At 42.6% G+C, this 26396-nt stretch carries 26 protein-coding genes, 1 tRNA gene and 2 pseudogenes; 13 read left to right on the forward strand and 16 right to left on the reverse strand.

Going from position 1 to position 26396, the window contains the following annotated elements; all coding sequences use genetic code 11:
- Positions 1–72 precede the first annotated feature (72 nt).
- From DESGI_RS22230 to DESGI_RS23455, 3 genes are all read left to right on the forward strand, one after another.
- The gene (locus tag DESGI_RS22230; protein WP_006522254.1) at positions 73–1419 is read left to right on the forward strand and encodes an acetyl-CoA hydrolase/transferase family protein; all 1347 of its coding nucleotides are present in this window, start codon (positions 73–75) and stop codon (positions 1417–1419) included.
- Between the two features lie 1063 nt (positions 1420–2482).
- Entirely contained in the window at positions 2483–4696 is a 2214-nt protein-coding gene (locus DESGI_RS22235; RefSeq protein ID WP_006522253.1) for a DUF1156 domain-containing protein, read from the forward strand.
- On the forward strand, positions 4680–5708 hold the full coding sequence (locus tag DESGI_RS23455; protein WP_006522252.1) for a hypothetical protein: 1029 nt from the start codon (positions 4680–4682) through the stop codon (positions 5706–5708). The genes DESGI_RS22235 and DESGI_RS23455 overlap by 17 nt, the downstream gene beginning before the upstream one ends.
- 232 nt (positions 5709–5940) lie before the next feature.
- Here the strand turns inward: DESGI_RS23455 and DESGI_RS22245 are convergent, their stop codons facing one another.
- From DESGI_RS22245 to DESGI_RS22290, 11 genes are all read right to left on the reverse strand, one after another.
- Complete coding sequence (locus tag DESGI_RS22245) at positions 5941–6810, reverse strand: SIR2 family protein (RefSeq protein WP_006522251.1); 870 nt, start codon at positions 6808–6810, stop codon at positions 5941–5943.
- Entirely contained in the window at positions 6803–7831 is a 1029-nt protein-coding gene (locus tag DESGI_RS22250; RefSeq protein WP_006522250.1) for a ParA family protein, read from the reverse strand. Before DESGI_RS22250 ends, DESGI_RS22245 begins: the two co-directional genes overlap by 8 nt.
- Positions 7832–7940: 109 nt before the next feature.
- Positions 7941–8420, reverse strand: a complete 480-nt coding sequence (gene rlmH / locus DESGI_RS22255; RefSeq protein ID WP_006522249.1) for a 23S rRNA (pseudouridine(1915)-N(3))-methyltransferase RlmH — start codon at positions 8418–8420, stop codon at positions 7941–7943.
- Positions 8421–8527: 107 nt separating this feature from the next.
- Entirely contained in the window at positions 8528–9289 is a 762-nt protein-coding gene (gene hisF / locus DESGI_RS22260; protein WP_006522248.1) for an imidazole glycerol phosphate synthase subunit HisF, read from the reverse strand.
- 265 nt (positions 9290–9554) lie between these two features.
- Entirely contained in the window at positions 9555–10817 is a 1263-nt protein-coding gene (murA, locus tag DESGI_RS22265) for a UDP-N-acetylglucosamine 1-carboxyvinyltransferase (RefSeq protein WP_006522247.1), read from the reverse strand.
- Between the two features lies 1 nt (position 10818).
- A complete protein-coding gene (locus DESGI_RS22270) occupies positions 10819–11757 on the reverse strand; it encodes a peptidase MA family metallohydrolase (protein WP_006522246.1) in 939 nt (312 codons plus the stop codon).
- Between the two features lie 104 nt (positions 11758–11861).
- The gene (locus DESGI_RS22275) at positions 11862–12497 is read right to left on the reverse strand and encodes a tetratricopeptide repeat protein (RefSeq protein WP_006522245.1); all 636 of its coding nucleotides are present in this window, start codon (positions 12495–12497) and stop codon (positions 11862–11864) included.
- A gap of 103 nt (positions 12498–12600) precedes the next feature.
- Positions 12601–13887: a peptidoglycan DD-metalloendopeptidase family protein gene (locus DESGI_RS22280; RefSeq protein ID WP_052543978.1), complete on the reverse strand. Its 1287-nt coding sequence runs from the start codon at positions 13885–13887 to the stop codon at positions 12601–12603.
- Between the two features lie 239 nt (positions 13888–14126).
- Entirely contained in the window at positions 14127–15476 is a 1350-nt protein-coding gene (gene scfB / locus DESGI_RS22285) for a thioether cross-link-forming SCIFF peptide maturase (RefSeq protein ID WP_006522243.1), read from the reverse strand.
- Between the two features lie 55 nt (positions 15477–15531).
- A complete protein-coding gene (scfA, locus tag DESGI_RS24190; RefSeq protein WP_015618038.1) occupies positions 15532–15684 on the reverse strand; it encodes a six-cysteine ranthipeptide SCIFF in 153 nt (50 codons plus the stop codon).
- 135 nt (positions 15685–15819) lie between these two features.
- Entirely contained in the window at positions 15820–16017 is a 198-nt protein-coding gene (locus DESGI_RS22290) for a hypothetical protein (protein ID WP_041285048.1), read from the reverse strand.
- A 231-nt stretch (positions 16018–16248) separates the two neighbouring features.
- Here DESGI_RS22290 and DESGI_RS22300 point away from each other — a divergent pair.
- A tRNA-Gly gene (locus DESGI_RS22300) sits at positions 16249–16323 on the forward strand.
- A gap of 70 nt (positions 16324–16393) precedes the next feature.
- Here DESGI_RS22300 and DESGI_RS22305 read toward each other — a convergent pair.
- Together DESGI_RS22305 and DESGI_RS22310 are read right to left on the reverse strand one after the other, a co-directional pair.
- Complete coding sequence (locus tag DESGI_RS22305; RefSeq protein ID WP_006522241.1) at positions 16394–17038, reverse strand: site-specific integrase; 645 nt, start codon at positions 17036–17038, stop codon at positions 16394–16396.
- A gap of 197 nt (positions 17039–17235) precedes the next feature.
- Positions 17236–17442, reverse strand: coding sequence for a hypothetical protein (locus DESGI_RS22310; protein ID WP_006522240.1), 207 nt, complete (start codon positions 17440–17442; stop codon positions 17236–17238).
- A gap of 199 nt (positions 17443–17641) precedes the next feature.
- Between DESGI_RS22310 and DESGI_RS22315 the strand changes: the two genes are divergently transcribed.
- The 3 genes from DESGI_RS22315 (at position 17642) to DESGI_RS22325 (ending at position 19330) form a co-directional block, all read left to right on the forward strand.
- A complete protein-coding gene (locus DESGI_RS22315; RefSeq protein WP_041285050.1) occupies positions 17642–17866 on the forward strand; it encodes a hypothetical protein in 225 nt (74 codons plus the stop codon).
- Between the two features lie 331 nt (positions 17867–18197).
- A complete protein-coding gene (locus tag DESGI_RS22320; protein ID WP_006522238.1) occupies positions 18198–18965 on the forward strand; it encodes an N-acetylmuramoyl-L-alanine amidase in 768 nt (255 codons plus the stop codon).
- A complete protein-coding gene (locus tag DESGI_RS22325) occupies positions 18965–19330 on the forward strand; it encodes a phage holin family protein (protein ID WP_006522237.1) in 366 nt (121 codons plus the stop codon). Before DESGI_RS22320 ends, DESGI_RS22325 begins: the two co-directional genes overlap by 1 nt.
- Positions 19331–19894: 564 nt before the next feature.
- On the opposite strand, the gene DESGI_RS24975 is transcribed toward DESGI_RS22325, so the two are convergent.
- A complete protein-coding gene (locus DESGI_RS24975) occupies positions 19895–20077 on the reverse strand; it encodes a hypothetical protein (RefSeq protein ID WP_157872845.1) in 183 nt (60 codons plus the stop codon).
- A 376-nt stretch (positions 20078–20453) separates the two neighbouring features.
- Between DESGI_RS24975 and DESGI_RS22335 the strand changes: the two genes are divergently transcribed.
- Both DESGI_RS22335 and DESGI_RS24200 read left to right on the forward strand, forming a co-directional pair.
- The gene (locus DESGI_RS22335; protein WP_006522234.1) at positions 20454–20708 is read left to right on the forward strand and encodes a hypothetical protein; all 255 of its coding nucleotides are present in this window, start codon (positions 20454–20456) and stop codon (positions 20706–20708) included.
- Between the two features lie 304 nt (positions 20709–21012).
- Positions 21013–21273, forward strand: a pseudogene (locus tag DESGI_RS24200) (transposase domain-containing protein); the annotation flags it as partial.
- A gap of 396 nt (positions 21274–21669) precedes the next feature.
- Here DESGI_RS24200 and DESGI_RS22340 read toward each other — a convergent pair.
- The gene (locus DESGI_RS22340; RefSeq protein WP_006522233.1) at positions 21670–22284 is read right to left on the reverse strand and encodes a flavodoxin family protein; all 615 of its coding nucleotides are present in this window, start codon (positions 22282–22284) and stop codon (positions 21670–21672) included.
- A gap of 765 nt (positions 22285–23049) precedes the next feature.
- On the opposite strand from DESGI_RS22340, the gene DESGI_RS24980 reads away from it, so the two are divergent.
- From DESGI_RS24980 to DESGI_RS22355, 3 genes are all read left to right on the forward strand, one after another.
- Complete coding sequence (locus DESGI_RS24980) at positions 23050–23430, forward strand: hypothetical protein (RefSeq protein WP_052543980.1); 381 nt, start codon at positions 23050–23052, stop codon at positions 23428–23430.
- A gap of 37 nt (positions 23431–23467) precedes the next feature.
- Complete coding sequence (locus tag DESGI_RS22345; protein WP_041285051.1) at positions 23468–23707, forward strand: hypothetical protein; 240 nt, start codon at positions 23468–23470, stop codon at positions 23705–23707.
- 622 nt (positions 23708–24329) lie between these two features.
- Complete coding sequence (locus tag DESGI_RS22355) at positions 24330–24632, forward strand: nucleotidyltransferase family protein (protein ID WP_006522232.1); 303 nt, start codon at positions 24330–24332, stop codon at positions 24630–24632.
- Between the two features lie 207 nt (positions 24633–24839).
- Here the strand turns inward: DESGI_RS22355 and DESGI_RS24205 are convergent.
- Positions 24840–24944, reverse strand: a pseudogene (locus tag DESGI_RS24205) (hypothetical protein); the annotation flags it as partial.
- Positions 24945–25130: 186 nt separating this feature from the next.
- Between DESGI_RS24205 and DESGI_RS22365 the strand changes: the two are divergent.
- Entirely contained in the window at positions 25131–26327 is a 1197-nt protein-coding gene (locus DESGI_RS22365) for an anaerobic nitric oxide reductase flavorubredoxin (protein ID WP_006522229.1), read from the forward strand.
- The last annotated feature ends 69 nt before the right edge of the window (positions 26328–26396 follow it).

Below are 26396 nucleotides of genomic sequence, written 5' to 3' on the forward strand. Positions count from 1 at the left end.
CACTAAATATCATGGCTGGCATATTGTCGGCCATGACACAACTAAATTGTTTTCCTAAAGGTGGGAATAGTAGTGGTATCCTTTACCGAAATATATAAAAGTAAACTTGTTTCATCCCGGGAAGCAGTTAGTGTTATCAAGTCCGGCGATTGGGTAGATTACAATTCATTTAATGGGAGACCCATTAGTTTGGACAAAGCTTTGGCGCAAAGAAAAGAAGAGTTAAGGGATGTGAAGATACGTGCTACCTGTACAACTTACGGAATGCCCGAGGTTGTCAAGGTGGATCCGGAAGCACAACACTTTACTTATAATAACTGGCATTTCGGTGCTCTGGATCGAAAACTGCAGGACCATGGTGTATGCTGGTTTATACCTGTTCTGTATAGGGAAGTACCGGCTTATTATGAAATATACCTCCCGGTTGATGTGGCTATGCTGCAGGTAGCACCGATGGATGAACACGGGTTTTTTAACTTTGGGATCCAGGTATCTCATGCCCGGGCCATTGTAGATAAGGCTAAGATTGTTATTGTGGAAGTAAATGAAAATATGCCCCGGGCTCTGGGTGGGTATAATGAAGCTATTCACATTTCTGAGGTTAATTATATAGTAGAAGGCGATAATCCTCCTATGCCGCAAATTCCCTCGCCTGCCGCTACTGAAGAGGACCGGAAAATAGCTTCGTATGTAATGGAAGAAATAGAGGATGGGGCTTGCATTCAGTTGGGTATCGGTGCTATGCCCAATGTAGTTGGTAAAATGCTGGCCGAATCAGACTTGAAAGACTTGGGTGCACATACAGAAATGTTGGTAGATGCATATGTGGATATGTATGAGGCAGGTGTGTTAACCGGGCGGAATAAAAATATCGACCCTTATAAAATAGTATATACTTTTGCCTTGGGTACACAGAAATTATATGACTTTATTAATAATAATTCCAGGTGTGCTACTTACTCGGTAGATTATACTAATCATCCCAATATAATTGCCAAGAATGATAAAGTAATGTCTATTAATAACGCTGTAGAAGTAGATTTATTTGGTCAAGTTAATGCAGAAACATCAGGTATCAGGCAGATTAGTGGTACAGGCGGGCAGCTTGATTTTGTAACCGGTGCCTTTGATTCCAGAGGGGGGAAGAGTTTTATCGCCCTTACCTCTACCTATAAAGATGAAAATGGTAAAAAGTATTCTCGAATTAAACCTCTTTTAACTACAGGCTCTATTGTTACTGATCCAAGAACATCAGTTGAATATATGGTTACTGAATACGGTAAAGCTATTCTAAAAGCCAAATCCACCTGGGAACGGGCCGAAGCGCTAATTAATATAGCGCATCCGGATTTTCGGGATGAATTAATTAAGCAGGCGGGGGAAATGAAGATTTGGCGTAGAAGCAACAAAATTAGTTAAAAAGGTTGTAGTAGGTGCTGAACAAAAAGGAGATTTCAAGGAAATTGAGTGAGTGAATCAGTAAACGTATTCTGAAGTTAATAATAAAGGGCTATGTAAGTAGGGTGGGGGCATTAAATTACTAACAAGTCTTTGCAAATTATTTATCAACAGGTTACATGACAGATACTACGAAAATATTAAAAAAAGCTGCCTAAAGTCTTATGAACTTCTAGGTAGCTTTTTCGCCGTTACTTATGGTACGGTTCACCGTATACTACCTAACAGCTAATTTTACTAGCTTCTTTAAAACAATCTCCTGTCGTTGTGGATTTGGACATAATCGGGCGCCAGCCGCAGTGCTTTGTCGTAAGCTGCTATCGCCTACCAATAGCAAGGAGCTAGCCGCAGCACCTCGTCGAAGGTCTTTATCGCCAGTTGGTAGCTCTCTGCTGCCTCCCCGCCGCGACAGCTCTACATACAGTTTGCCCAGATTATCCAGGACAAGGCCTCTCATGTTGTAGTAAAACGAATTATTTTGGTCAGTCTGCAGTTCAAATTAACAATAAAACAAGTAAAGGAGATCATCCAATCCCCGCTGTGTCTGGGTTTTTGCGTAAAATAGTTGATTAACTAGCTATTGATGCAGGGTATTTTCTAGCTAATAACGAATTTGCAGTCTATGGTGAAGGCTCTGATATTATTCCAGAATCACTTCAATCATTACCACTTTACATTCGAAATGGATATCATACATTGAGAAAAATTTCTTAGTTTCGATTTGCTTTTAGACAAAGAGTATGTGCACATTCTCTTGAACAGGTTTTTCCATTACCGAAATAGAGTTGGCAAGTAATACTGATAGGGCAAGCTGGGTTCGTCGAACGAAGAATATGGTTTTCAGGAGAATACGACATGAATTTATATCCATTTTTAAATTATGCTAGAACGGTTATAAATGAGAGCAATGTGGTTTTATAAAATTAAGCTATTTGTAAATGCCAGCTAATTTTATGCAGGAAAGCTGGTGTAAATAAGCGAATAACACAAGGTTTAGTAAACAGGCTTTTTCGGAGGAAAAGTAATGATTGAAAAAGACTTTGATATTCCATTTATTTCTGATTTAGCCCTTCATGAAAAGCGGATTCAACAAAACTACCGTCCAATCATAGCTGTACATAAATGGTTTGCCAGACGTCCCGGTACTTTATTCAGGGGGCTTTTGTTGTCTGAGTTTGCTAATGGTAATTTAAAGGATAATTTCTATAAGGCACATAACCTAAATAAGCTTAAAATAGCTGACCCATTTATGGGTGGGGGGTCACCGCTTATTGAAGCCAATCGTCTTGGGTGCGACATTACTGGCTACGATATTAATCCAATGGCGTATTGGATCGTTCGCCAGGAGATTGCGCATCTCGACTTGGAGGCATATCGTAAGGCGGCAGTTGCTCTTCAAGAACGCCTGGAGAAGGAAGTTGGCTCCTTTTATAGGACTATTTGCACAGAGTGCGGTTCTCCAAATGCCCACGTCAAGTATTTCATCTGGGTAAAAACACTAAAATGTGATGAGTGTGGGATGACTTATGATTTATTTCCCGGGTATTTGCTTGCTGGAAACCAGCGCCATCCGAAAAATGTAATCATTTGTTCTGCTTGCGGCGAATTGAATGAGGTGGAGGATAGAAAGAAACTTAGTTGTTGTCACGCTTGCGGTGAGGTATTAAAAATTAGCGGGCCAGACACTCGCAACCATTCTGAGTGTCCTCACTGTGGGGAAATAAATACCTACCCTAAGCCTTCAAATGGCGCCCCTCAACACCGCATGATAGCAATAGAGTATCACTGTCCTTCATGTAAGCCCAACCATAAGGGCAGGTTCTTCAAAAAACCGGACCGGGAAGATCTGGAGAAATATGAGATAGCTTCTGAAGCTTGGAGACGATTATTGCCAAGTTTTGTACCTGATGATGAAATCCCACCTGGTGATGAAACTGACCGACTTCATAGATGGGGGTACCTGCGATACCGCGAGATGTTTAATGATCGACAGCTATTGGGATTGGAATTAAGCTGCCGGACAATTGCTGGGTTTAAAGACGAAAAGATTCGAAATGCATTAGCAACAAACCTTTCTGATTTGCTTCGTTACCAGAATATGCTTTGTCGTTATGATACGATGGCACTAAAATCACTGGACATATTTTCAATACACGGCTTTCCAGTCGGACTAATGCAGTGTGAGTCCAATCTACTGGGTATCTCAAATGGTGGAAAATACTCAAATATTGGAAGTGGCGGTTGGTCTAATATTATTCTCAAGTATGATCGCGCTAAAGCCTACTGTGATAAACCCTTCGAAATTCGGCATCAAGGCGGAAAAAAAGTACAAGTGGAGATTAGGGGCGAATGGATTGGAGAACACCGCAACACTTCCATTCCACCGGAAGATAGAAATGTTACACTTCATTGCTGCAGCTCAACCTTCGCCGACTTACCTCCAGGCTCCCTTGATGCTGTAATAACCGATCCGCCTTATTTCGCCAATGTGCAATATGCTGAATTGATGGATTTTTGCTATGTTTGGCTGCGCCGTTTGGCTATTGACGACGCAAGTGGAGTTTTTGATAAACATTCCACAAGGGACGAGAATGAGCTAACCGGTAATATTACGATGGAGAGAGGACTTTCACATTTCACTGAAGGACTGGCTGCTGCCTTTGTGAAAATGGCGCATGCATTAAAAGAGGGTGCGCCTTTAGCCTTCACCTATCATCATAATAAAATTGAAGCATATTTACCTGTGGCAGTTGCAGTCCTTGATGCTGGACTAACCTGCTCTGCCTCAATCCCTTGTCCGGCGGAGATGGGAGCTTCCATCCATATTAACGGGACGGGTTCATCAATAATTGATACGGTTTTTGTCTGTCGCTCAACCGGTTCAGTCCCACGGCGTACCATAGTATCCAAGCCTGAAGAAATAGCTGGACTGGTTAAAGAAGATTTGTATAGTATCCGAAAAGGAAACGTCAATTTAACGCATGGTGATATACGCTGTATTGCTTACGGACATCTCGTCCGTTTAGCTGTCTGGAACTTGCGCAAAAACTGGAATGTAGGCTTGTTAGCATCGGAGAAGATGAAGGTAGTTACACAGGCCATTGATAAACTCGGCGGTTGGCCTATTGTTGAAAGACTTCTATCAGATGTTTTGTCAAACATTCCCCGTTATCAAAGTTCAATAGCTCGCGAAGAACAAGAGCATTATGGAGGAAAAGAAGATGAAATATCCTTTTGAAGTGTCTTTCCCCTTAATTGAAGCCAATCCGGATGTATACATTTCCGCTGTCTTCTCCTGCCTTGAATCAGAGTTCCTGGTACTGCCTAAGGGCAATGGGTTTATTGACTACGCCGTATTTGAGAGGGGTTATGAGTCTTTAAAGCGGGTAACAAGCGGGTTCCAAAACATTGATCCGGTTTCTATAATAAAAGCTGCTTTTCAAAACCCAATGATTATTATTGTATTAAGGACAATGCTTGGATTTACTCCTCCGGAGTGGGCTTACGTAACTACACAACGCACAGGTATTGAAGTGAATCAGGGGTTCGTTCGAACCTTGGACCGCAATATTCGCATGTCACCTTTAACGCCATTAAGCAGTAGCCTCATTACAAAGGAACGAGTGGAAGCGCTGATAGAAACAGCTTGCCAGTTACTCAACTCACCGGTTCCTGAAGTGGGCGCCGATAAAATTCATCGCTTGGATAAGGCAGACACAAGTGCTGGTCCATCTGCTATAAGAGCGATGTCAGGTATAGGAGTACCTTATGCCATGCTTTTATATGAGCGATTCTTGGGACGACCCTTTGCCGGTCACAGGGACTCAGTTTCCGAATTAATTGGTGATAGTCTTGAGTCTGCTATTGAAGAAATACTGGCCAATGCGGGAGTTAGTTACAGGAAAACAAAGAGGGCTGAACGTATTGCAGGATTTGACCAGGCGCCGGATTTTATAATTCCCAGTGAGTTTAATCCCCAGGTTGTCATCGAGGCTAAAATTACTGAAGATGACGGTACCGCTCGTGATAAAGTAACACGTATACAGCACCTGGCTTCTATTAGTTTAACGGGAGATACAAAAAGCATGCCCAAATTTGAAGTTATTGCTTGTATTGGCGGGCGCGGGTTCGGTGTCCGTCGTGAGGATATGAAAAAGTTATTGTTTGCTACAAAAGGTAAGGTTTTTACACTTAAAACGCTCGACTCTCTTGTGGAATTCACACATTTAAAAGAATATAAAACAAAATAACTTTTTTTATCGTTATTTTTCATAAAGAATGGCAATTTGTCAATTTGTGTATAAAATAATAACATTCCAGCTACCAGGCTTGAACAAAGCCTGGTCTTCTTTATATGGACGAATATGGAGTTGATTAATGTTTGAAACCATCCCTAAACAAGCGAATATTACTAATATTCGATACAGGTTCCCCAAAAAAGTAACAGATGAAAGAAGCATAAAATAGGGCATATTTTATGCCCTATATCTTCCCTATTCCATGTGCACTTTTATAGGTTTCTACCGATGCTTTTAGCACTTCGAGTTCTTGAGTTAAATCATCGTGAGTTGGTCCGTATTCAAGTGTATCAATATTATAACTAGACTTCCAATCTTTTTCAATTGAAGGATGAACTCCCTCAAGGGTTACATTATAATGAGATTTTGTTGAACTTGTCCTGATGTAAACATTCTCTAGTAATAAGTTGATATCAGGATCATTTAATCCGTAACCAATAAATAAAATAGTATTTGTCATAAAAAGTGCTTGCAATATGCTATAAAATTCAGGATAATCCCTTTTGGCGCGAAAATACTGTCCTTTGGTAAACACAATAGTTCCTATATTATCAATATAACCGTGTGCATATACTAAAACCCTTTTATTAGATTTTATGGCATCAGAAAAGTTACTAGGATTATCATATATTACTTTTGTAATTGCTTGCACAGGAACAGCCTTTTCATATATTTTATCAAAGTTTGTTGTAATTATAATTTTGGGATCGATTTCGCTTATTAACTCATGCACTTGACTAGGCTGATAATCAGGGTTTGAAAATTCCTCCGCAATTATATGCTGATATGTTCCACTATCAATTAGATTATTAATACATTGTAATGCCAACAAGAATCTTTTTTCTTCAATTAGCCTGGCAATAAACCCCTTATCTGATGGATCAGTTATAAAAGAATCATTTATTGAGGTTAAGAAATTATCCCACGTTTTAGGCCTCTTGGGTACTGGATCTAAAGTTTTAGCGCCTGCAGAAACCCCTGCACCTAGGAAGAATATACACCTACTCCTAGCTATGTCTTCAATGAGTGACGGAGGCCAGTTAATTCTACTCATATAACTCACCCATATTGCGGAGTAATTTGATACACATATCTTCCATCAGTTCAGAATATTGCCTAACCATTTTAAAATGATTCCCAACAATTCCATCAGGTGTTTTTAAATCATGTATTGGGCAGTGATTTGATTGAGCTAGTGGAACTAAACTGTAAAGATGAGGTATATTTCCAAGCACTAAGTCATCAATTTGTAAGCCTTTTGGGAAAAGCCAACTTAAATTACGATTGATTATACTCGGTATTTCAACCATTATTTCCTCATATGCCCTGATCCCCCGGCGCTCTCCGCCTATAACTTTTGTGATATACTGTTGCACAGAAAAACCCAAAAATCTAAATTTGTTACTTATGTCAAGTGTTATAGGGTACATATCTTTTTCTTTTGGGTAACTTTCTTCAAGAAACTTTACGGACCTTACATATGATGCTTGCCACGAGTAAATCCACGTAGCAATATTTTCAATTCCCATCAGACTAAAGATATCACAACCCATAGGTGATATAAAATAATCGGAATTCAACAAAATACTTCTGTTTAAGGCTCCTAGGGAGGGTCCTAAATCAATAAATAATAAGTCATATTCTTTATCAAAAATACTTTTTAGTGATGTTAGCCAATTGGTTATTCTGAAACCCCCAATTTTGCCACCGTTACAATTTGTCCATGCTTCACTCAAAATATCCTCAATCAGTGAAACCCGGGGGTGACCCGGAATCAGTTCAAAGTTAAACCTATTTGTTTCTTTAAGTAGTGGTCGGTTGTTTTTATTAATCTCAGGTTCACCCATTAATAATGGTTGCAAGTATGAAAGTAAAGTAGTTTTATCTGAATCTTTTTTATAAACATCATCACGATAATCGTCGTTTAAAATATTTTGAGTTGAATTTGATTGAGGATCTGCATCAATAAAAAGCACTTTTTTTTGGTACTTAAAAGCTATAAATGATGCAATGTTTATTGATAAAGTTGTCTTTCCTACTCCACCTTTGTTGTTAAAGAAAGAAACAACTATCATTGGAACCACCTTTTTTAACAACTTAATTTCCATCAGATAATAATTCATATAGTTTTTTCTTTTATTATAGTCTTAATTATCTAATTTGGATAGCACATAAAAACCGCCGTTACTTATGGTACGGTTCACCGCGGGATATTTTAAAAGCGCGGTAAATTTGTTCCAGCAACACCACCCGCATGAGCTGGTGCGGGAAGGTCATGCGGGAAAAGGACAGCCGCCAGTGGGCTTGTTTGAGGGCCTGGGCCGGCAAACCCAGGCTGCCGCCAATCAAAAAGGTAATGTCACTGTGCCCGTCCAGGGCCAGCTTATCCAGGCGGGCGGATAGTTCCTCCGAGGATACCTGTTCACCTTGCACGTCCAGGGCTACCAGATAGGTATCTGCTCTGAGGTGCCGGGCGATCTTTTGCCATTCCCGCTGTTTAATTTTTTCCTCTTCAGCGACCGGCAAACCCTCAGTATAGCCTTCGTCGGTCACCTCACCTATTTCCAGGCGGCAGTAGGCACTAAGCCGCTTACTATATTCGGCAATTGCTTCACGCCAGTATTTTTCCTTTAATTTACCCACCGCAGCTACAGTAATCCGCATCTTTGGCCCGCCTTCTTATATTTAACCGGAAATTACTAAGTTTATCAACATATCAGCTTTATGCAACCCTATCTTCATAAATAATTGTACCCCGCCGGAATGAGGGTTTAGGCGGTGACAACGCCATTATCCCGTAGATATTGTTTTAACTCCCCAATTAAAATCTCACCAAAATGGAAAACAGATGCGGCCAGCAGTATATCAGCCTGTCCTTCTTGAGCCGCTGCCAGGAAGTGCTCCATCTTACCAGCCCCGCCGGAGGCGATAACAGGTACTTGTACTACCTCTTTAATGCCCTTAATCAAAGGTATGTCATAGCCACTTTTAGCACCGTCACAGGCTTTGCTGGTGGGAAGAATTATTCCCGCCCCCCTGGCTTCGGCCTGCCTGGCCCATTCCACGGCGTCTGTTCCGGTGGCGGTTTTACCCCCGTCTATGTAAACCTCATAGCCGGAAGGCAAAGCTGGATTTCTATCTGCGTCAATAGCTACCACCACTTTTTCAGAACCGAATCTCGCTGCAGCCTGGTCCAATAAGTCGGGTTGACGATAAGCCGCGCTGCTGATGGACACACGGTCCGCCCCGGCCGCTAAAACAGCTTCAGCATCAGCCAGGGAAGCAATACCACCGCCTACTGTAAATGGGATGGTTGTTACCTCGGCCACCCGGCGCACTACATCCAAGGTGGTTTTTCTTTTTTCCAATGTAGCGGTAATATCTAAAAAAGCCAACTCGTCAGCACCGTTTTCACAATATGTACGGGCACATTCCACGGGATCACCGGCATCCCGCAAATTGACAAATTGAATTCCCTTTACCACTCTGCCTTCCTTGATATCAAGGCAGGGCATTATAAGAACTTTTTTCATACTTGACACTATCATCCTTTCATTTTAATTATGTACACCAACAGCCATTATTTTTCTATCATAACTCACCCATTCACCTCCCGCATCTACAGGCGGGAGAGGCTTCACAGCAGTTCCGAAAATCCTTTTATTATAGCCAAAGTAACAGACGAACAGTCACGTATACAATTAGCCGGTTATTGTTTTACAAACTGCTTTGTTTTTAGTTCAATAAACAGCAAAAAAGGCGCAAATTGACGCCTTTTGCAAACAAGTTATACAAAGTTTAAGCCTGACCCCTTTTGATCTCTACGCCTAGTTTGGTGAGTTTTTCCTCCAACAGGTGATAACCCCGGTCGATAAAATGGGTGTTATATATCTCGGTTTGCCCCTGGGCCATCAGAGCGGCAATTACCAGGGCTGCTCCGGCACGCAAATCAGTGGCTTTTATATTGGTGCCGCATAAACAGGGTACTCCCTCCACCACAGCCATACGTCCTTCAACTTTGATATGGGCCCCCATTCTTTTCAACTCATCGGCAATCTGAAACCGGTTCTCAAAAATATTCTCTATGATAATACTGGTACCTTTTATCGTGGATAAAAGGGCCATCATTTGCGACTGCATATCGGTAGGAAAACCTGGATAAGGCATCGTTTTTATATCTACAGGGTGCAATTCTCCGGTTGCATTAACGGTAAGCCTATCGTCGTCCTCATAGACTTGGACACCGGCTTCCCGCAGTTTGGCACAAATAGGTTCCACGTGTAAAGGGATGACATGCTCAAGCACTAAATGCCCCCTGGTGGCCGCTGCTGCCACCATAAAAGTGCCTGACTCAATACGATCCGGGATAACGGCATAACGCACACACCCACCGAGTTCGGATACCCCTTCAACTTTAATAACATCGGTACCGGCACCCCGCACTTTAGCGCCCAGGCAGTTAAGGAAGTTTGCCAGGTCAACTATTTCCGGTTCTTTAGCTACATTTTCCAGCACAGTTTGTCCCTCGGCAAGGCAGGCGGCCATCATAATATTTTCGGTGGCGCCTACACTGGGAAAGTCCAGATAAATACGGGCACCCTTCAACCGGTTGGTGCATTTGCCCACGGCAAACCCACCGTCAAGGTTAATTTGTGCACCCATACCAGCCAGTCCCTTAAAATGAAGATCCATAGGCCTGACGCCGATATTGCAGCCTCCGGGTAGAGAGACCCTGGCATAGCCAAACCTGGCCAGCATTGGTCCCAACAGTAAATTTGATGCACGAAGCTTTTTGACCAGATCGCATGGTGGATCCGCCGATATAACAGCAGGTGCCATAATCCTGAGCGATGAGCTGCTTAGCCAGGTCACCTCAGAGCCGATATGTTTAATAATCTCTATCACTACTCTGACATCGCTAATATCAGGAATGTTCTCCAGCACTACTTCATCGCCGGCCATAATAGTAGCGCATAAAATTGCCAAAGACGCATTTTTAGCGCCGCTGATACGCACCTTTCCCTGCAGCGGCCGCCCCCCGTTAATAATTAGTTTGTCCATTTTAAGCTTGATCCTCCCGCTTAATATACAAAGGCTGGTGCAGCTCCCTGGACAACCAGACATGCCACTGACTTTCAAACTGTTCCGGAGCCGTTCCCAGGGCCTGTATCATCGAGTCATGAAAGTTTAGACCCTTTGACAAATTTTTAATAATTCTATGCAGCCCGTCCTCACCATAGACCGCTACAATGTATTCCACCGCTGATAGCGACTGCCTGTAAGCAAGGGATTGATTTGGTAAAGAGTCAAAGTTACGGTCCATTACCTTTAGTGGATACAATCCCTGATCCCAAATTCCTGTCTGTTGTTCAAACATAAACCCAGTAATTTTATATTCTTCATATTGGGCCAAGCCTTCTGTAAACCAGCGAGGGTAATTGCCCCGGGCCACGTAATCCAAAACCAGGTGAGTCATTTCATGAGCCATGGGACCGGCCTGCTGGAAAACATGCCGCACAGCTGCAGGGTCACTTTCATTTATCCAGGCCTGCGGTGCCAGTACCCTAATTACACCACCCCAATATACACCCATGGCATTTTCACTGGCCGGCCAACCGAAACTGGCATTTAATTCTTCCCGTGAATTATAAACTACGATGGGCACTTTTTGTTTCGGTGAAAAATTAAAATCGTCGCAAATGCGCTGGAAAACTAGTTGGGTGGTTTCCTGTACCAGTTCCGATCCTTCATGGTCGCCTATGTAACGGATAATTAAATACTCGTCCTCAACATGCTGCCACCCGTGGGTACGCAATAGCATTTGGGCCCGGGCAATTTCCCGGAAAACACCATACATATATCCCTTAACACTTTCCGGTACCCTGATCAATATAAGTGTACTGACCATGAACAGCACCGCTAAAATAAGAGACAGCAGCTTTGCTGTATGGCAAACAGGGGTCTGGGGTACCTGTAAATTGTCAAGCTGCTTCACGGTCATGCATTATTCCCCTTATAATCAATTGATGGTTTTATTATATAATTAGTTGACTGCAATGCCCACGGTAAATTATAACAGAAAGGGCCAGGTTGCCCTGGCCCTGTTTAGCTTGTTTGGCCATCCTGCAATTCCTTAATATACTGCTTGGCCTTTTCCACATCAGGTCCTTCTTTGCGTAGACGTACAAATTCCTCTAATTCTTTTATACCTTTAGCCACATCGCGGCCTTCATCACTGCGAAAAGCATAAAACTGGCCTGCATAATAATGCGCGTAGGCATCGTCCGGCTTTAATTTTAGCGCTTGCTGCACCTGATCCTCGGCATTATCATAATCGCCGATTAGAAAATACGTTACGCTCAGTTCTTTATGCATATCTACGTCGTCGGGCTTAATTTTAAGTGCCTTGACATAGGTTTCCACCGCTTTCTGAGCATTGCCGCTATCCCTGTACAGCCCGGCCAGCTGGCCCATCAATGCTGTGTTTTGCTGGTCTTCCTTTAATTGTGCCTCTAGATCAGCTATTTTTTGATCAATGGTATCACCTTGTTGCACATCGGCCACTTTAGACTTGGACGGTATATTGTTATCACCAAAAGCCCAAAACATGGAGGAGCCGACCAAACCCACTCCCAGCACAACAGCAAGAATACCAAATATAATTTTTTGTTGCTTTTTCTTCCTCGATAAATTTGTAAAGGAGCCAAAATTATTAGATTGCTGATTATCCTTTTTAACCAAGGTTGCTGCCCTCCCTAACAATTTCCACATATTTTTACACAAAAACATTATACCTTAAACAAAAGGGATAGAAAACAGCATTACCTGGTAATTGTCTTGTAATTTAAATAAATAAGGCGGGGTTTTTATGTGTACCGTTAACTATTACCTCGAAATGCAGGTGCGGACCAGTGGAATTTCCCGAAGAACCGGCCCGGCCGATAAATTGTCCCCTTTCCACACGCTGTCCCGGTTTTACTGCCGCGGCGGAAAGGTGAGCATAACGGGTTACTACACCACTACCGTGACTAATATCAATACAAAGTCCATAGCCACCCCGGTAACCGGCCTGCTGTACCGTACCGGCCTCCGCTGCCACCACCGGACTACCATAGTTGACCGCTATATCAACTCCCTCATGGGCCCTACCCCAGCGTTCCCCAAAGGGTGACACTATAGCGCCTGCGGTGGGGTAAGCCAGACGCCCATTACCGCCACGAAAAGCAAGTAATTTTTTATTACCTTTGGCAACTATCTGCGGCACCGGCTCCTTAATGGTTTTTTGCTGTAAAACCTTGCGGTCTGCTTCCAGGCCGTTTTCCAAAGTTATTTCATAAACCACTTCCCGCTGGCCGGGGCTGCCCTTTTGCACAAGTTTTTGTTCACCCCAGTAAAGGTTTTGGTCAACCTTTTCCTGTACCCGGTAGGCTATTTCTTCTTTTTGCATATCTTTATAGGTGGTCAACACATCAACAAGCGGCGCAGGCCGGGATATTTTTATTTCCTGCCCGATTTGCAAGGTCTGGGGTGTTAAGTCCGGGTTTGCTTCTATTAATTCCTCCACGGGCAATTTTGCCGCCGTGGCAACATCCCAAAGAGTATCTCCTTCCTGCACCTGGTACTTCCTCACTTCTATGCCGCCAAACTGGATATATTCCACCGCCTGATCAGTATCCATCAGCTCATACCCATCAACGGTTACCCTTTTAATGTCGACTTTTTGTTTAAAGTCAACTTTCCACTGGCCATTATCGCTATACGTAGATAAGAGCTTATCCAGCACCTCCTGGCCAACTGTCTCATCCTTAACCGCCGCCACCTGTTTACCATCTATGAAAATACCGCAGGCCTCATATTGACAGTCCAATTTACCGGCCAGGCAGCGCTGTATCTCCTTCTTATCTTCCAACGCCCCCAGTTGCCAGGTAGGTCGATACTTAATTGCATCCTCTTTTATTTTTACAGGCATCCCCGCTGTTCTTTCCAATTGTCGAAAATAATCATTTACCGCAGCTTCAGCAACTTCACGGTTTTGGGCCACTGCCACAACATTCCCGTTCCAAACCACTGCACAGCGGGCCAGGCTAAAGAATGTACATACAACAAGCACGGTAATACCCAGTATCAGCACTGTTTTAGCACCAATGTGGTAATTAAATATTTCCTTTATGGTTGTCGCTAGCTTACTAGTTAATTGACTTAAAATATTCCGGATACCAAACACTCCCTTGCGTAATTATGCATAAACTGACAAAATACTTCATATTGAACAGTGTTTATTATAACATTGAAAACACATATCGTAAACTTAAGTGTTTATCAACAAAAAAAGGAAAGCATAGCGCTTCCCTTTTTGTTAGTATTGTGCAGTTATTCCACATGGGTCTTAATTTTAAGATACAGCGCACACTCCAGCCGTTTACGTGCCAGTATACAACCCAACCGGTAAGGTTTTAGCAAATCACCGTTAAAAGAATAAGCATTGGCATGACAGCCACCGCTGCAGTGAAATTTGGCCCAGCACTCCCGACAAGCGTTTTTATTATATATATGCGCAGTTCGAAATATATTCCCTATGCTTTTATTGATCACACCGTCAAACACTGTGCCCACCTGAAAATCATCCCGACCTACAAACTGGTGACAGGGGTACAATGCTCCCCCGGGCACCACCGCCAAATACTCAGAACCAGCGCTACAACCGGTGAGGCGCTTGGGCAGGCAAGGACCATCCTCCAAATCGATATTGAAATGAAAGAAATCCAGGGGTCGTCCTTGATGGTGCCTTTCCAATAAGTACCTGGTTAATTTATCATATTCCTCCAGTAATACAGGCACATCCTCATCCCTGAAGGCATAGTCAGTTTCGGCCCCCGCCACCACCGGCTCCACAGAAATATGGTTTAAACCGGCCTCCGCCAGATGCCTGACATCTGCACAAAAATCAAGGTTATAACGAGTATAAGTGCCTCTGATGATATACTCCCGGCAATATGGTGAACCGGTGAAAGCAATGATATTATCCATAACCCGCCGGTAGCTGCCCCCGCCCGAGGCGGTAACCCGCATGCGGTCATGCACCTGGGAACGTCCGTCAATTGATAGAACCACCGCCAGGTCATGGTCGCCGATAAATTGCTGCATATCCCGGTCCAGCAGGGTAACGTTCGTAGTCAAGGTAAACTTGATTTCCTTACCTGCCTGCCGGGCCCGGTTCCGGCCATACTCCACCAGTTCCACCAACACCGCACGGTTCATAAGAGGCTCGCCGCCAAAAAAATCCACCTCTACATGCCGGCGGCTGCCCGAAGCACGCATTAAAAAATCAAGAGCCGCACGGCCCACTTCCGCCGTCATAAGCTCCCTCCGGCCGCCAAAATCACCCTGGCTGGCAAAACAGTAACGGCAGCGCAAATTGCAGTCGTGAGCCAGGTTCAGACAAAGCGCTTTGACCGTTTCGCCCTCCGGAGGCTGGTATCCGCCCGGCAGCGGATCCGGGGAAAAAAGCAGCCCGCTATCCTTTAAATCCCTGATTTCCATGATAATTTCCTTAACAGTGGCGGCACCGTAAACAGGCCCGTATTTATTTATCAAACCTGTTTCAGGTATAGCTTGGTAATCTTTAATAATTTGAAAAGTCGGCTCATCCACCTCGTGCACGACATTACTGTTGACATCCAGCACTATATTGGTGTCATCAAAGGTAAAAACATGGATCAATTTATATCATTCCCTTCAAAAAAAAGACCTCATCCCGTAAAGGGATCAGGTGCAGTTAGTTTTTCTTTTTATTGGCGCAAGCCTGGTTGCCGACCGTGCAAGAGGTCTTACAAGCCGACTGGCAGGAAGTCTGGCACTCGCCGCAACCTCCGCTGCGCATGGTGCTTTGCAGCGTCCGGCCGGTAATGGTTTTAATATGTTTGCCCAATATAATTGCCCCCTTTTAGCTAACTAATCAAATTATATGACAACTAAGGAATATTAGGCAAGAAATTTTATCGAGGCTGTTCTTAAATTAATAGCAATTATACCCGGTCACGCCGGATTAATCCCAAAATTGCTTTCAGGCCAGCTTATTCAGGTATTTTATTTGCTCTATTTGTGCCTGCCTCAGCCGGCGTTTCAGCCTGCGTTTTTCCTGGGGATCGGTAGCTTCATCCACCTGCTGTTTAAGTCGATAGATCCGTTCTTTATTTTGTTCAACAATAAATTTATGGTCAGCAGTGGTCATCCATGTCACCTCAATAAAAAATTTCAACAAAGTCGGCAAATTTCCTGCTAATAAGCTGCAGAACATCTTTGGGGTAACAGTTCACCAAAGTATATTAATGGCTTTACAAATAACAAAACCGCCGGCCATATTATTCCAGAAGTATTGTCCCATCGAACAAAACCTATCATGCAAAAGCTTACCCCTTGCCCAGGTTTCAGCGCCCACACATACCTTGACTTTTATGAGCATAGTACGTATAATGATATATGCTATATATATGCGGGTGTAGCTCAATGGTAGAGCATCAGCTTCCCAAGCTGAGGGTTGCGAGTTCGATCCTCGTCACCCGCTCCAATTTTAGCCGCAAAAATCAAGGCCTCTCCGATATGGAGGGGCCTTTTTGCTAACGGATTGCTAACGAGCCTTATTTTAGGTAATTTTCCATGATGGCTGCAGCTTCCTTTTGCATGGTAGGCAGCACATGTGAATATGTGTCTAAAGTCATTCCAATATTGGCATGTCCAAGTCTTTCTGATACAATTTTAGGGTGAACACCTGCTTTAAGTAACATTGTGGCATGGGTATGTCTCAGGTCGTGGAAACCTATATCAAGTTCTAATTTTTTTGCTATACGGCTAAACCGGCTACTTAAAGCGTTAGGATTAATTGGCCGGCCATCATCCTGGTGAGTGCACACCAGGTTATTTTTTTGCTTTTTACCAAGCACGATTTCTATTTCTTTTTGCCATTTTCCGGGCTCTGCTGCAACTTCCCATTCTTTCTGCCTTGTCTGATGCTGCTTTAATTTGTTTATGGTATCTTCACCGATCTCTACGGCCCTGCGACTTTTTACTGTTTTAGTATTAGTAAGCCTTAGTGATCCATCTTTTTTGCGCTCCATTGTGTGTTTTATGTGGATAACACCTTTTTTTAAATCTATATCACTCCACTGCAGGCCGATTATTTCCCCAAGCCTTGCTCCGGTGCTTAGAGCAATAAAAACTGGAATTTCAAAGTGTGTATCCTTTACTGCATTTACTATTACCGGTATTTTACTCTCACCTAACACCCTACACTCTTTTTTAGTTCTTTTTGGTGGGGTTGTCGCAATTGCCGGGTTGGTTTGTATCATCTACCACTTTACGGCATGGTGAGTAGACTAGGTAAGTATTTCATGTGAAATATTTTTACTTGGTTTGCGGGTGGTACTCAAATAAGTTTATAAAATACAACATAAGGGTGCAGGAACAACCTACACCCTTGAAATTAAAGTAATCCGTGTTTTTTAGCAATCTCCAAACCCTTTTTTATTGCTTCATCGTTATCGTTAGCACTGAAATATTCTATGGGTTTTCCGTTATCTAATAAATCAACTGGCCTTTCCATAACAACATATTCAAGGTATTTTTCTTCATCCTTCATAATCCAGAATTTTTCAGCTGTGTAGATAATTAAGTTAAAACGGTAAGTCATATAATCACTTCCTTTCCAAAAATAGGGGGTTGCTATATTATATTCAAGGTATGTGATAAGTGGTGATTTGGGAGTGTTATTTTAAAGTTGCGATCAAAGCTATACGCCCAGGGAAAGGCGTCTTTTTTATGCCCGGGCAAGAGGGTGATTGGCCCGGGTTATTTCATAAGAAATAATTTGAGTTCCGGAGGTGGGGGTGGTGAACCACGAAGAGGAGATTATTTACCTTCGTGAGGAGGTGGCAACTTTGAAGGCTAACGTTGAGAACCTGGTTGGCTGGCAACATACTCAAAATGGCACGATAAAAAACGTGGATGATAAGGTTACAGGCATATATAAGATTATGATTGGGACCGCGGGGACAGCGGCCCTTTCGTTTTTAGGGACTATCATAACGTTATTGGTGGTGCTAAGTGGAAAATGAAAAACTTTTTTTCCCGTCCTTTTGAATTTAGTTTCAAGGATGTGCTGGCCATAGCTTTTTCCGGCAGTTTTTTTTATATTTTTGCGGAAAGGCGATTGGTAACAAAGATGCCCTGGCCGTTGTTCAGGCCCTTGTGCCACTGATTGGCGTTATCTTGGGTGGGTATTTTGTGCAAGAGTCTGCCGCTTTATGGTTGCAGCGTAGCCAGGGAATTACTCCTTATCAGTCATATCAACAGCCGTATTATGGACAGTGTTCGCAGCCGGTAACACCAACTGCGATACCTCCGGACATAGCTCCGGAGCCTTAATATTTTATGGGGGGATTTAAAATGAAAGCTTGTGGAGATCCGGGACATGGTGGCTATGACCCGGGGGCAATTGGTCCAACAGGAATACATGAGGCTGATGTTAACTTAGCTGTAACATTAAAGATAGGCAAAATACTTCAAGCTAATGATGTAATGATGAGCTACACCAGGGAAAGCAATGACGTACCCTGGCCATCAAACCTTAATGCGGACCTGGCGCAAAGGTGCAAGATTGCTAATGACTCAGGAGCAGATATTTTCTTTTCTATTCACTGCAATAGCGTAAATTCAACCGCGAAAGGCAGCGAGATATATACTACACCAGGTACAACTCAAGCAGACCGGTTAGCTACGGCAATTAATAAGCGCATGAAAGAGGCTTTCCCGAATGTAATGTATCGTGAGGATTGGAGCGACAGTGACCCTGACAAAGAAGCTAATTTCTATGTAATTAAAAATACCAGGATGCCTGCGGTGCTGATTGAATTATTGTTTATTTCTAACCCTGCTGAAGAAGCCATGCTGATCAGTGGAGAGTATCAGGATAAAGTGGCCTTGGCTATTGCAAAAGGTATTGGAGATTACTTAGGTATTAATATAATTGGGTCAGCAATGCACCTGCTAGTTCAACCGGTAGACCCACAACGTCCTAAAATCTGCGTGGGTGGGGTTATTTTTGACGGAATTATTGTGGATGGTAGCACCTATGCCCCGGTTCGGGCTATGGCTGAGACGCTGGGACGTAAGGTTACCTGGGACGAAAAAACTAAAACGGTGGTGATAATATAATGGAAGATAAAGTTATACAAATTAGCTATGACGTACTGGCAGTTTTGATTCCGGCGTTGGTAGCGTTGCTGTTTGAGCTAATCCGGCGCAAACTCGGTACCGAGAACCTGAACAAAATTGCAGTGCAGCTTGAAACCAAACAGGATCTAGCTCTTTTGGCTGTTCGATTTGTTGAGCAGGTTTATAAAGATGCCGGCGGCCAGGCTAAATTCAATGAGGCACTGGAGTGGTTATCTGCCCGGGCAAATGAGCACGGTATAAAAATAACAGCTGATGAAGCCAGGGGATTGATTGAGGCTGCGCTGCGTGAGCTAAAGGATTCATTTGGCGAGGAATGGGCAAACCTGGGAAAGCCGGCAGCGTAGAGCAGCAGCTGTTTAAGCGGGTTATTAGGCTTGCCCATCTGGGCCTGCAGCAGGATGATCTCAGGCACTGCCGGCAGCTGCTGTCGGAGATTTGTTTGAGCACAAGTGAATATGTTGCAAAATGATTACAGCCTCGGTCATGTGCCGGGGCTTTTTTATTTTTTGCAGATTTTGCATATTAAATTGACAAGTCGTTATGTAATGATAGAATACTTAAGACAATTGGGAGGAGGTGGAATATGGTCAAGTTTATAGCAGTGCTTCAAGATGTTTTAACTATAATGCTTTGCATTCTAAACATCAAAAAGGCACTTGAAAGCGGCGCAGTAGCCTAAATCAAACTTTCAAGTATTTCACTAATTAATTCTTCGGTCAAATGAATTCCTCCTTTCATGGAACGACCTTTTCATTTTACACTTCAAAAGAGTAACTGTCAATAAATGGCATGTCCATTTAAACCTCAAACCCCACCCAGCTACAATCCCGCATAATCCCCCGGGGCGTTAGAGTCGTAAACTTCACCCGACCCCGGATCCCAGGCGGCAGCCAAATGGTGCCCCCTTTTTATTCGCCATAATAGTCCAGCAGTTCCGATAATATTACCCTGTCCGCCGGCCGTATCCCGATAGCGTATCTCTGGAACCTATCCCCGGGTACCCACCAAAACTGCGCCATCCTTTTTCTTATCTCTAAACATAATAACTTCGCCTCCTGGTAGTTTTTCATCTTAACCAGGTTAGTAATCATCAACGAAACATTCATACTAAAACATTATTTTTAACCATTCTTGCATAATCCCTCTTATCAAAAAAGAAACTATAAATGCATTTAACATAACACTTAGGGGTGATATACAATGGCGTTCATTCAAGCACCTCCGGTTCTTCAAGGAACTGGCGATTTCCATTGGGAATGGGACTATGGCGACAGAGACAACTACTGGGGTTACAGCGTGCGGCCGTTCCAAGCCAATGAAGCAGTCGAAACCATTAGGACGTGGGTTACCTCTGACAATAACCTGAGCCAGACAACGCACTTTATCGTCCGCAAGTTGGATGCGGATCCCGGACTTCTCAGATTCACTGCGGTCAGACTACCGTGAGCTCTCTGGAGGTGTAGCCTTATGAAACTTATCATCTTGTACGGCGCCGAGGGGCAGATTCTTGCCGCGGCCCCTTTGGAATTGCCCGAGCAGCAAAACCTTGCTAGCTACCCACGTCCCGTACCGATGGATGGACAGAAGATCGCAGAGATTGAAGTGGGAGATGAGTTCTCCGATTTGGCATATCTAGCTGAAAGGTCTCGAACTTTGCGTGTGGACACGGCCGGGCCAGAACCTTTCCTGAGAGTCATCTCGGAGTCTGACACTACAACCTAACGACCAGGAGCTCGTACCAGCGAGTAAGCGAAACAAACCGCTTCTCCCGTCTGATAATGCCCGTCCCCGTCAAGTGAGCCGCCTCGGAGACGCACGCCGAGTAGGAGCATGCCTGTACATGGCCACCTAGTATGTCCTTCGTAAGTGGAAGGCCGTATCCAAAACTAGGGACAGATTCTGTTGCAGTGATCGATCTTCTTCCCGGATAAAGTAAAATCCCACCTGAAATAGCGGTTGGACTTAAAAGTGTAAAAACACAAAAGTATTACACTACCTTCACTGCGTAATCCAAAGTTTTGGATTACGCAGTGAGCGCTCGATTAAACCGTTTGTGATCGGTCGTAAAAATTGGTTGTTCGCCAACACCCCGCGTGGCGCCAATGCCAGTGCAACGATTTACAGCATTGTTGAATCAGCTAAGGAAAATGGCTTAAATCCATTTAGCTACCTTCAGTATCTTTTTGAAAGGCTTCCTAACATAGATATCCAAGATCAAAACACTTTGGATGAGCTACTTCCCTGGTCGGTCGCTTTGCCGCCGACTTGTCGGGTGAATAATAAATAGCTTAATCTTGCCTCACCCTGTTTACAAGGTGGGGCTTATTTTACGCTTACTAATATAATATCCTCCCACAGCGTTACCTCCATATTTGAAAAAAGTTTCTTTAGAAACAAGTTATTCAATTGGAAATAAATAGGTTCTAATTCCATTATATTATCAACAAAATAAATGCCCCTGGCCGCATCAGGATGTGGCACAGGGGCTATGTTAAAGAGGTGGATAATATTATCCCAACTCTGTACTAGTTTATTAAAAAAGGCCCCGATTGGGGCTACGGCGCTTGCCGGTAAATACTTGTTCCCAGAAATGTAAATTTAAGTAGTGACATTTTGTTAAGAATGTGAAATTATTCAGAAATAAAGTTCTGCATTAATTGTTTTTCAGTTATCTTTGACAGTTTCATGTCGGTAGCAATCTCTTTCCCGCTCTTTCCAAAAGTAGCAGATAATTAGATATTAAAGGTTGCAATTCCTCTGGTGGAGAAGTTAGAAACTTTCCTCGTGTAGCGTAAATCTCCCCGATTAATTCCATATGCATCTTTTGGGCTACTCTTTTAATCCAAAGCGAAATCACTTGAAATTCGTCTCTATCATTAAAACCACAGTTTGAAATCATCATTAATTTTGGAGCTTGCGATTCTTTTGGCTTTAATTCTTGACTGTTTTCTTTTGTGTCGTTTTGAGAATGAGGACTTCCTATCATTGTCATCCTGTCCATAAAAACTTTTAACATACCTGAAATATTTCCGAAATATACAGGAGTAGCAAAAATAATAATATTTGCTCCTGCCATAAGTGAAAGAATTCCTAACATATCATCATTAGTTACACATTGCCCAGGTCCTCTTGTCCAACAAGAATGGCAACCTTTACAGTGTTTTATTTCTTTTTCAGTTAAATATATATTTATGGTTTCTGCTCCTGCTTCTTGTGCTCCCTTCAAAAAGGCACTCACCATTACATTCGTGTTACTGGATTTGCCTTTTGGACTACCATTAATTACTACAATTTTCATTACATACTTTCTTCCTTTCCAGTGCAGTGTCTAAAGTAACTCTAAGTACATATTTGCAAACATTTATTATTTTATTTGCCTCATTTATAGACATTATATTTATTTGTTTATATTTTGTCAATATAAGTCCTATAAACCTATTTTGTGTCCAAATGGTTATAATTCTTTCCTACCACTGCAACAAATATGGGCATGAATCACCGAAACACCGTGAGAAGCCCCTGTCTTTAGCCATGGGGTCTATGACAGTATCTGTAAATGCGACATATGGAATTAATGAGAACCTATCATTAGTTTAACTTAATGTAATAATATAAGAATAACAGAAGCTGCAGGCAATGTAATAAAGATGTACGCGTCCCTGGTTACAATGTAACATACATTTCCGAGCATTATATTATCTGCCTATGGTTTTTTATTATTTATTTGTATATAGTTTTAGACTGTTTACAAAATTTTCTTCCATTGAAAAAGACTTCTGTAAATAATCCTGAAAGTGGTCAGTCCAATCAATCTAGATCCCCTTTGGAAGGTGTATTATTAATAATTCGTTCCGGCTTTAAAATGTTGCCAGCACTTTTAACCGCGTTTATACTATTGGTTTTTGCATCCATATTACATATGTTATTTTGATATTATGGTTAAAAAATAATTCTCAGTTATCCAGGACGGCAACTAACCATCGCCGCCTTTTTCTGTGCCTACCCAGCAGGAAACCAATAATTAGCTGTGGAAAGGTTAACCAAGAAAGGTGTTGTTTGCTGAATGGATTTAGCAATTGGTGGTGCCAGCATGTACATGGGGTTCTTACATCCAAGAGTTTTATTCGCTGTTTTCAGTTTAATAATCTTAGCCGTACTTTTTGCGCTTGTCTTTTCTCTTCTATGTAAAATGGCTCTGGAACATAACCATTCCCCAGGTTTTTGGTTTAAAGGAAATTACATATTGGCAGGCTTTTCGGCTGCTTATAATAGCTGGGTTACTATTTGGCGGGCCAACGTTTGTGAGGTGATCTCATGCCAACGCCAACCCGCCAACAGCTCATGGAAGATATCTAACAAACCAAGCATAAAATCATCCACCTACAAACCCTCGTTGAAAACAGCACCGACCCTGCAGAGAAGCGCAGGTTGCAACGCCAACTAAAAGAGCTCCAGTACCGGCAACTCTGGCGTATGGACAATTGCAAAACGTAGATGCCGGTGACATAAAGAAAGCCTTTGAACAACTCCCGGATGCCATCGCCGCAATAAAAAACCACCAGAGGCTGCCCAGCGAATGGCGCTACCTGTTTGCAAGCACGGCGCTGGACGAAGACCCTTACTGCGTTATAGTCGGATCGGAGTTCAGACCGATGATTCGGATTGATTTGCCGCTGCAGAAAGACAAGGATGGTTGTTATGTCATACGGCATCGGGTGTAGTTGTTCTGCGGTCAAAATAAACGCCCCTGGCCGCGCACCAACGGCCCAATGAAGGGACATTAAAAAATATTTTTACTTTTTAAGGTGGTGCTAATTTATTGTAATGGGCAAGAAAAAACATAAGAAAAATTATATTGTTGCGTGTTTAATTTTTTTTGGTGGAATGTCCGTTATGTTGGGTAATTTATTGAAATCCACAGTTAATTATGCTCCAGTTGTAGGATGGTTATTAGGTTTCTTACTTTTTATCACAGCTACTTTTATTTTTTTCCTTGATTTAAATTTTCTGAGAGGTTAGTAATGAACTAAGATTTGTGCAATCCATTTGATATACCCCTGTATTGGTGGCGGCCAAGGCAATATTATCTTTAATTGCTAAATCCAAAACATCATCTGTATAGATATCTGCAGTGGTGCTTAACTTCGCCTGACCTAATAACTCTTGGATACTTTTACGTTTTGTTCTTTACATTTATTGGTTGCAATTTATTGCCAATGTATAAAGTATAAGATAAAATACAAAAAAGAATTAAAAATGAAATGTCCATGAAAATCAAATTGGCAAAGGCTTTTCCCAGTCAGCAACACACTAAAACAGGTTTGGCCTGAAAGGTGATTTAATATGAATAACGGTAATGCAATACTTGCTAAAATAGAAACCAATATGATAAAAATTAAAGGTTTTGGTGTAAAAAAAATTGGGCTCTTTGGGTCTTTTGCCCGGGGAGAACAAAACGATACCAGTGATATAGACATTCTGGTTGAATTTTATCAAAACCACAAAACGTTCGATAACTACATGGATTTAAAATTCTATCTTGAAGATTTACTGAACCGTAAAGTGGATTTGGTTATAGCTGAAGCGATAAAGCCGGATTTAAAACCCAACATTACAGGGAGTGTACGATATGCCCAGGGAATATAAGGCATATCTTAGTGATTTTATTAACTCAGTTAATAAAATTGAACGTTACAATATAACATGTCGTTTCAGGACTTTTTGCATAATGAACTGGTTCAGGATGGTGGGGGGTCACTTCAACCCCCACCCCCCCAAGCCCCCCGCCCCCATTCATGGGGGCCGGGGGGCTTTAATGACTACCCCAGCCGGTCAGTGCTTTCAGACCCCATTGTCATTGACGTCGCAATTAAATACTTTGGCCAGGGTCACGGCCACCTGGATGGCGGAGTACGCGTTATTGCACTGCCCCATATCCAACAGACGCGGGATGCCGTCAAATAATAATTTGCTTTTTATAACCATTTTCTTATCTTTTTATTATGTTATTACAAAATTAAGATTAATCATTCAACAGATTTTTAGGGCCAACTTTACTGCTAACTGCATGTTTTATTATTATCCTTTACAAACTAAGTACAAATTTGGCTTTTCAAATAACCAATAGAAAGGGGCGTAAAGAAAATGCTTGAGATTAAGAACAAAATTTTTTGGGTCGGGGTGAAGGACTGGGAAATAAAAAGGTTTCACGGGGAGGAGTATTCCACCCACAGGGGGTCCACCTATAATTCGTATTTAATTAAAGATAAAAAAATAGCCCTAGTGGACACGGTATGGACACCATTTCATGAAGGTTTCGTGGAACAGTTGGACCACGAAATCGGCCTTAATAATATTGACCTGATAGTTATTAACCACACGGAACAGGACCATGCGGGCAGCCTATTGTATTTGATGGAGAAAATACCCGACACCCCGATTTACTGCACCAAAAACGGCGCCGCCATGATTAAGGGCCACTTTCACAAGGATTGGAATTTTAACGTGGTAAAAACCGGCGACAGTGTGGAATTGGGAGATTATAAACTGGTTTTTGTGGAGATGCCCATGCTGCACTGGCCCGACTCAATGGCCACCTACGTGGCCGGCGCCAATGTTTTATTGTCCAATGATGCTTTCGGCCAACACTACGCCTCACCTTATTTGTATAATGACCAGGTGGACCAGGGCGAACTATTCCAGGAAGCCTTGAAGTATTACGCCAACATACTGACACCCTTTAGCGACCTGGTTAAAAAGAAGATTAAAGAGATTAAGGAGCTTAATGTTCCTATTGATATGATTGCTCCCAGCCACGGGATTATTTGGCGGGACAACCCCCTGCAAATTGTAGAGAAATACGAACTGTGGGCCAGCGGTTATCATGAAGGAACAGTAACCATATTGTATGACACCATGTGGGGCGCCACCAGGAAAATGGCCTTGTCCATTGCCAGGGGTTTGGAAAACAAAGGCATCGGCGCAAAGGTGTTTAATATCGGTAGGATTGATAAAAACGATGTCATTACCGAGGTGTTTAAAGCCAAAGGCCTTATAGTAGGTAGTTCAACCATTAATAACGGTATCTTAAGCGCCACAGCTTCTATTTTGGAAATCATCAAAGGGCTCAGATTTAAGGACAAACTCGGGAGTGCTTTCGGTTCCTATGGCTGGAGCGGCGAATCGCCCAAAATTATCGACCAAAGATTAGCCGATGCCGGATTTGATATGATTATGGAGCCTATTAAAATGAAATACGACCCAACACCGGAGAATCTAAAAGAATGCGAAGTGTTTGGAGAACAATTTGCCCTAAAAATGAAGGAGCTAATGAAAGCATAAAAAAGACCACCATCTGCCAAAGGTGGTACTGACATATTTGTGAAGCATTAAAAGAAATTAAGATTAATT

The sequence above is a fragment of the Desulfoscipio gibsoniae DSM 7213 genome, from assembly GCF_000233715.2.
Classification (GTDB): domain Bacteria; phylum Bacillota; class Desulfotomaculia; order Desulfotomaculales; family Desulfallaceae; genus Sporotomaculum; species Sporotomaculum gibsoniae.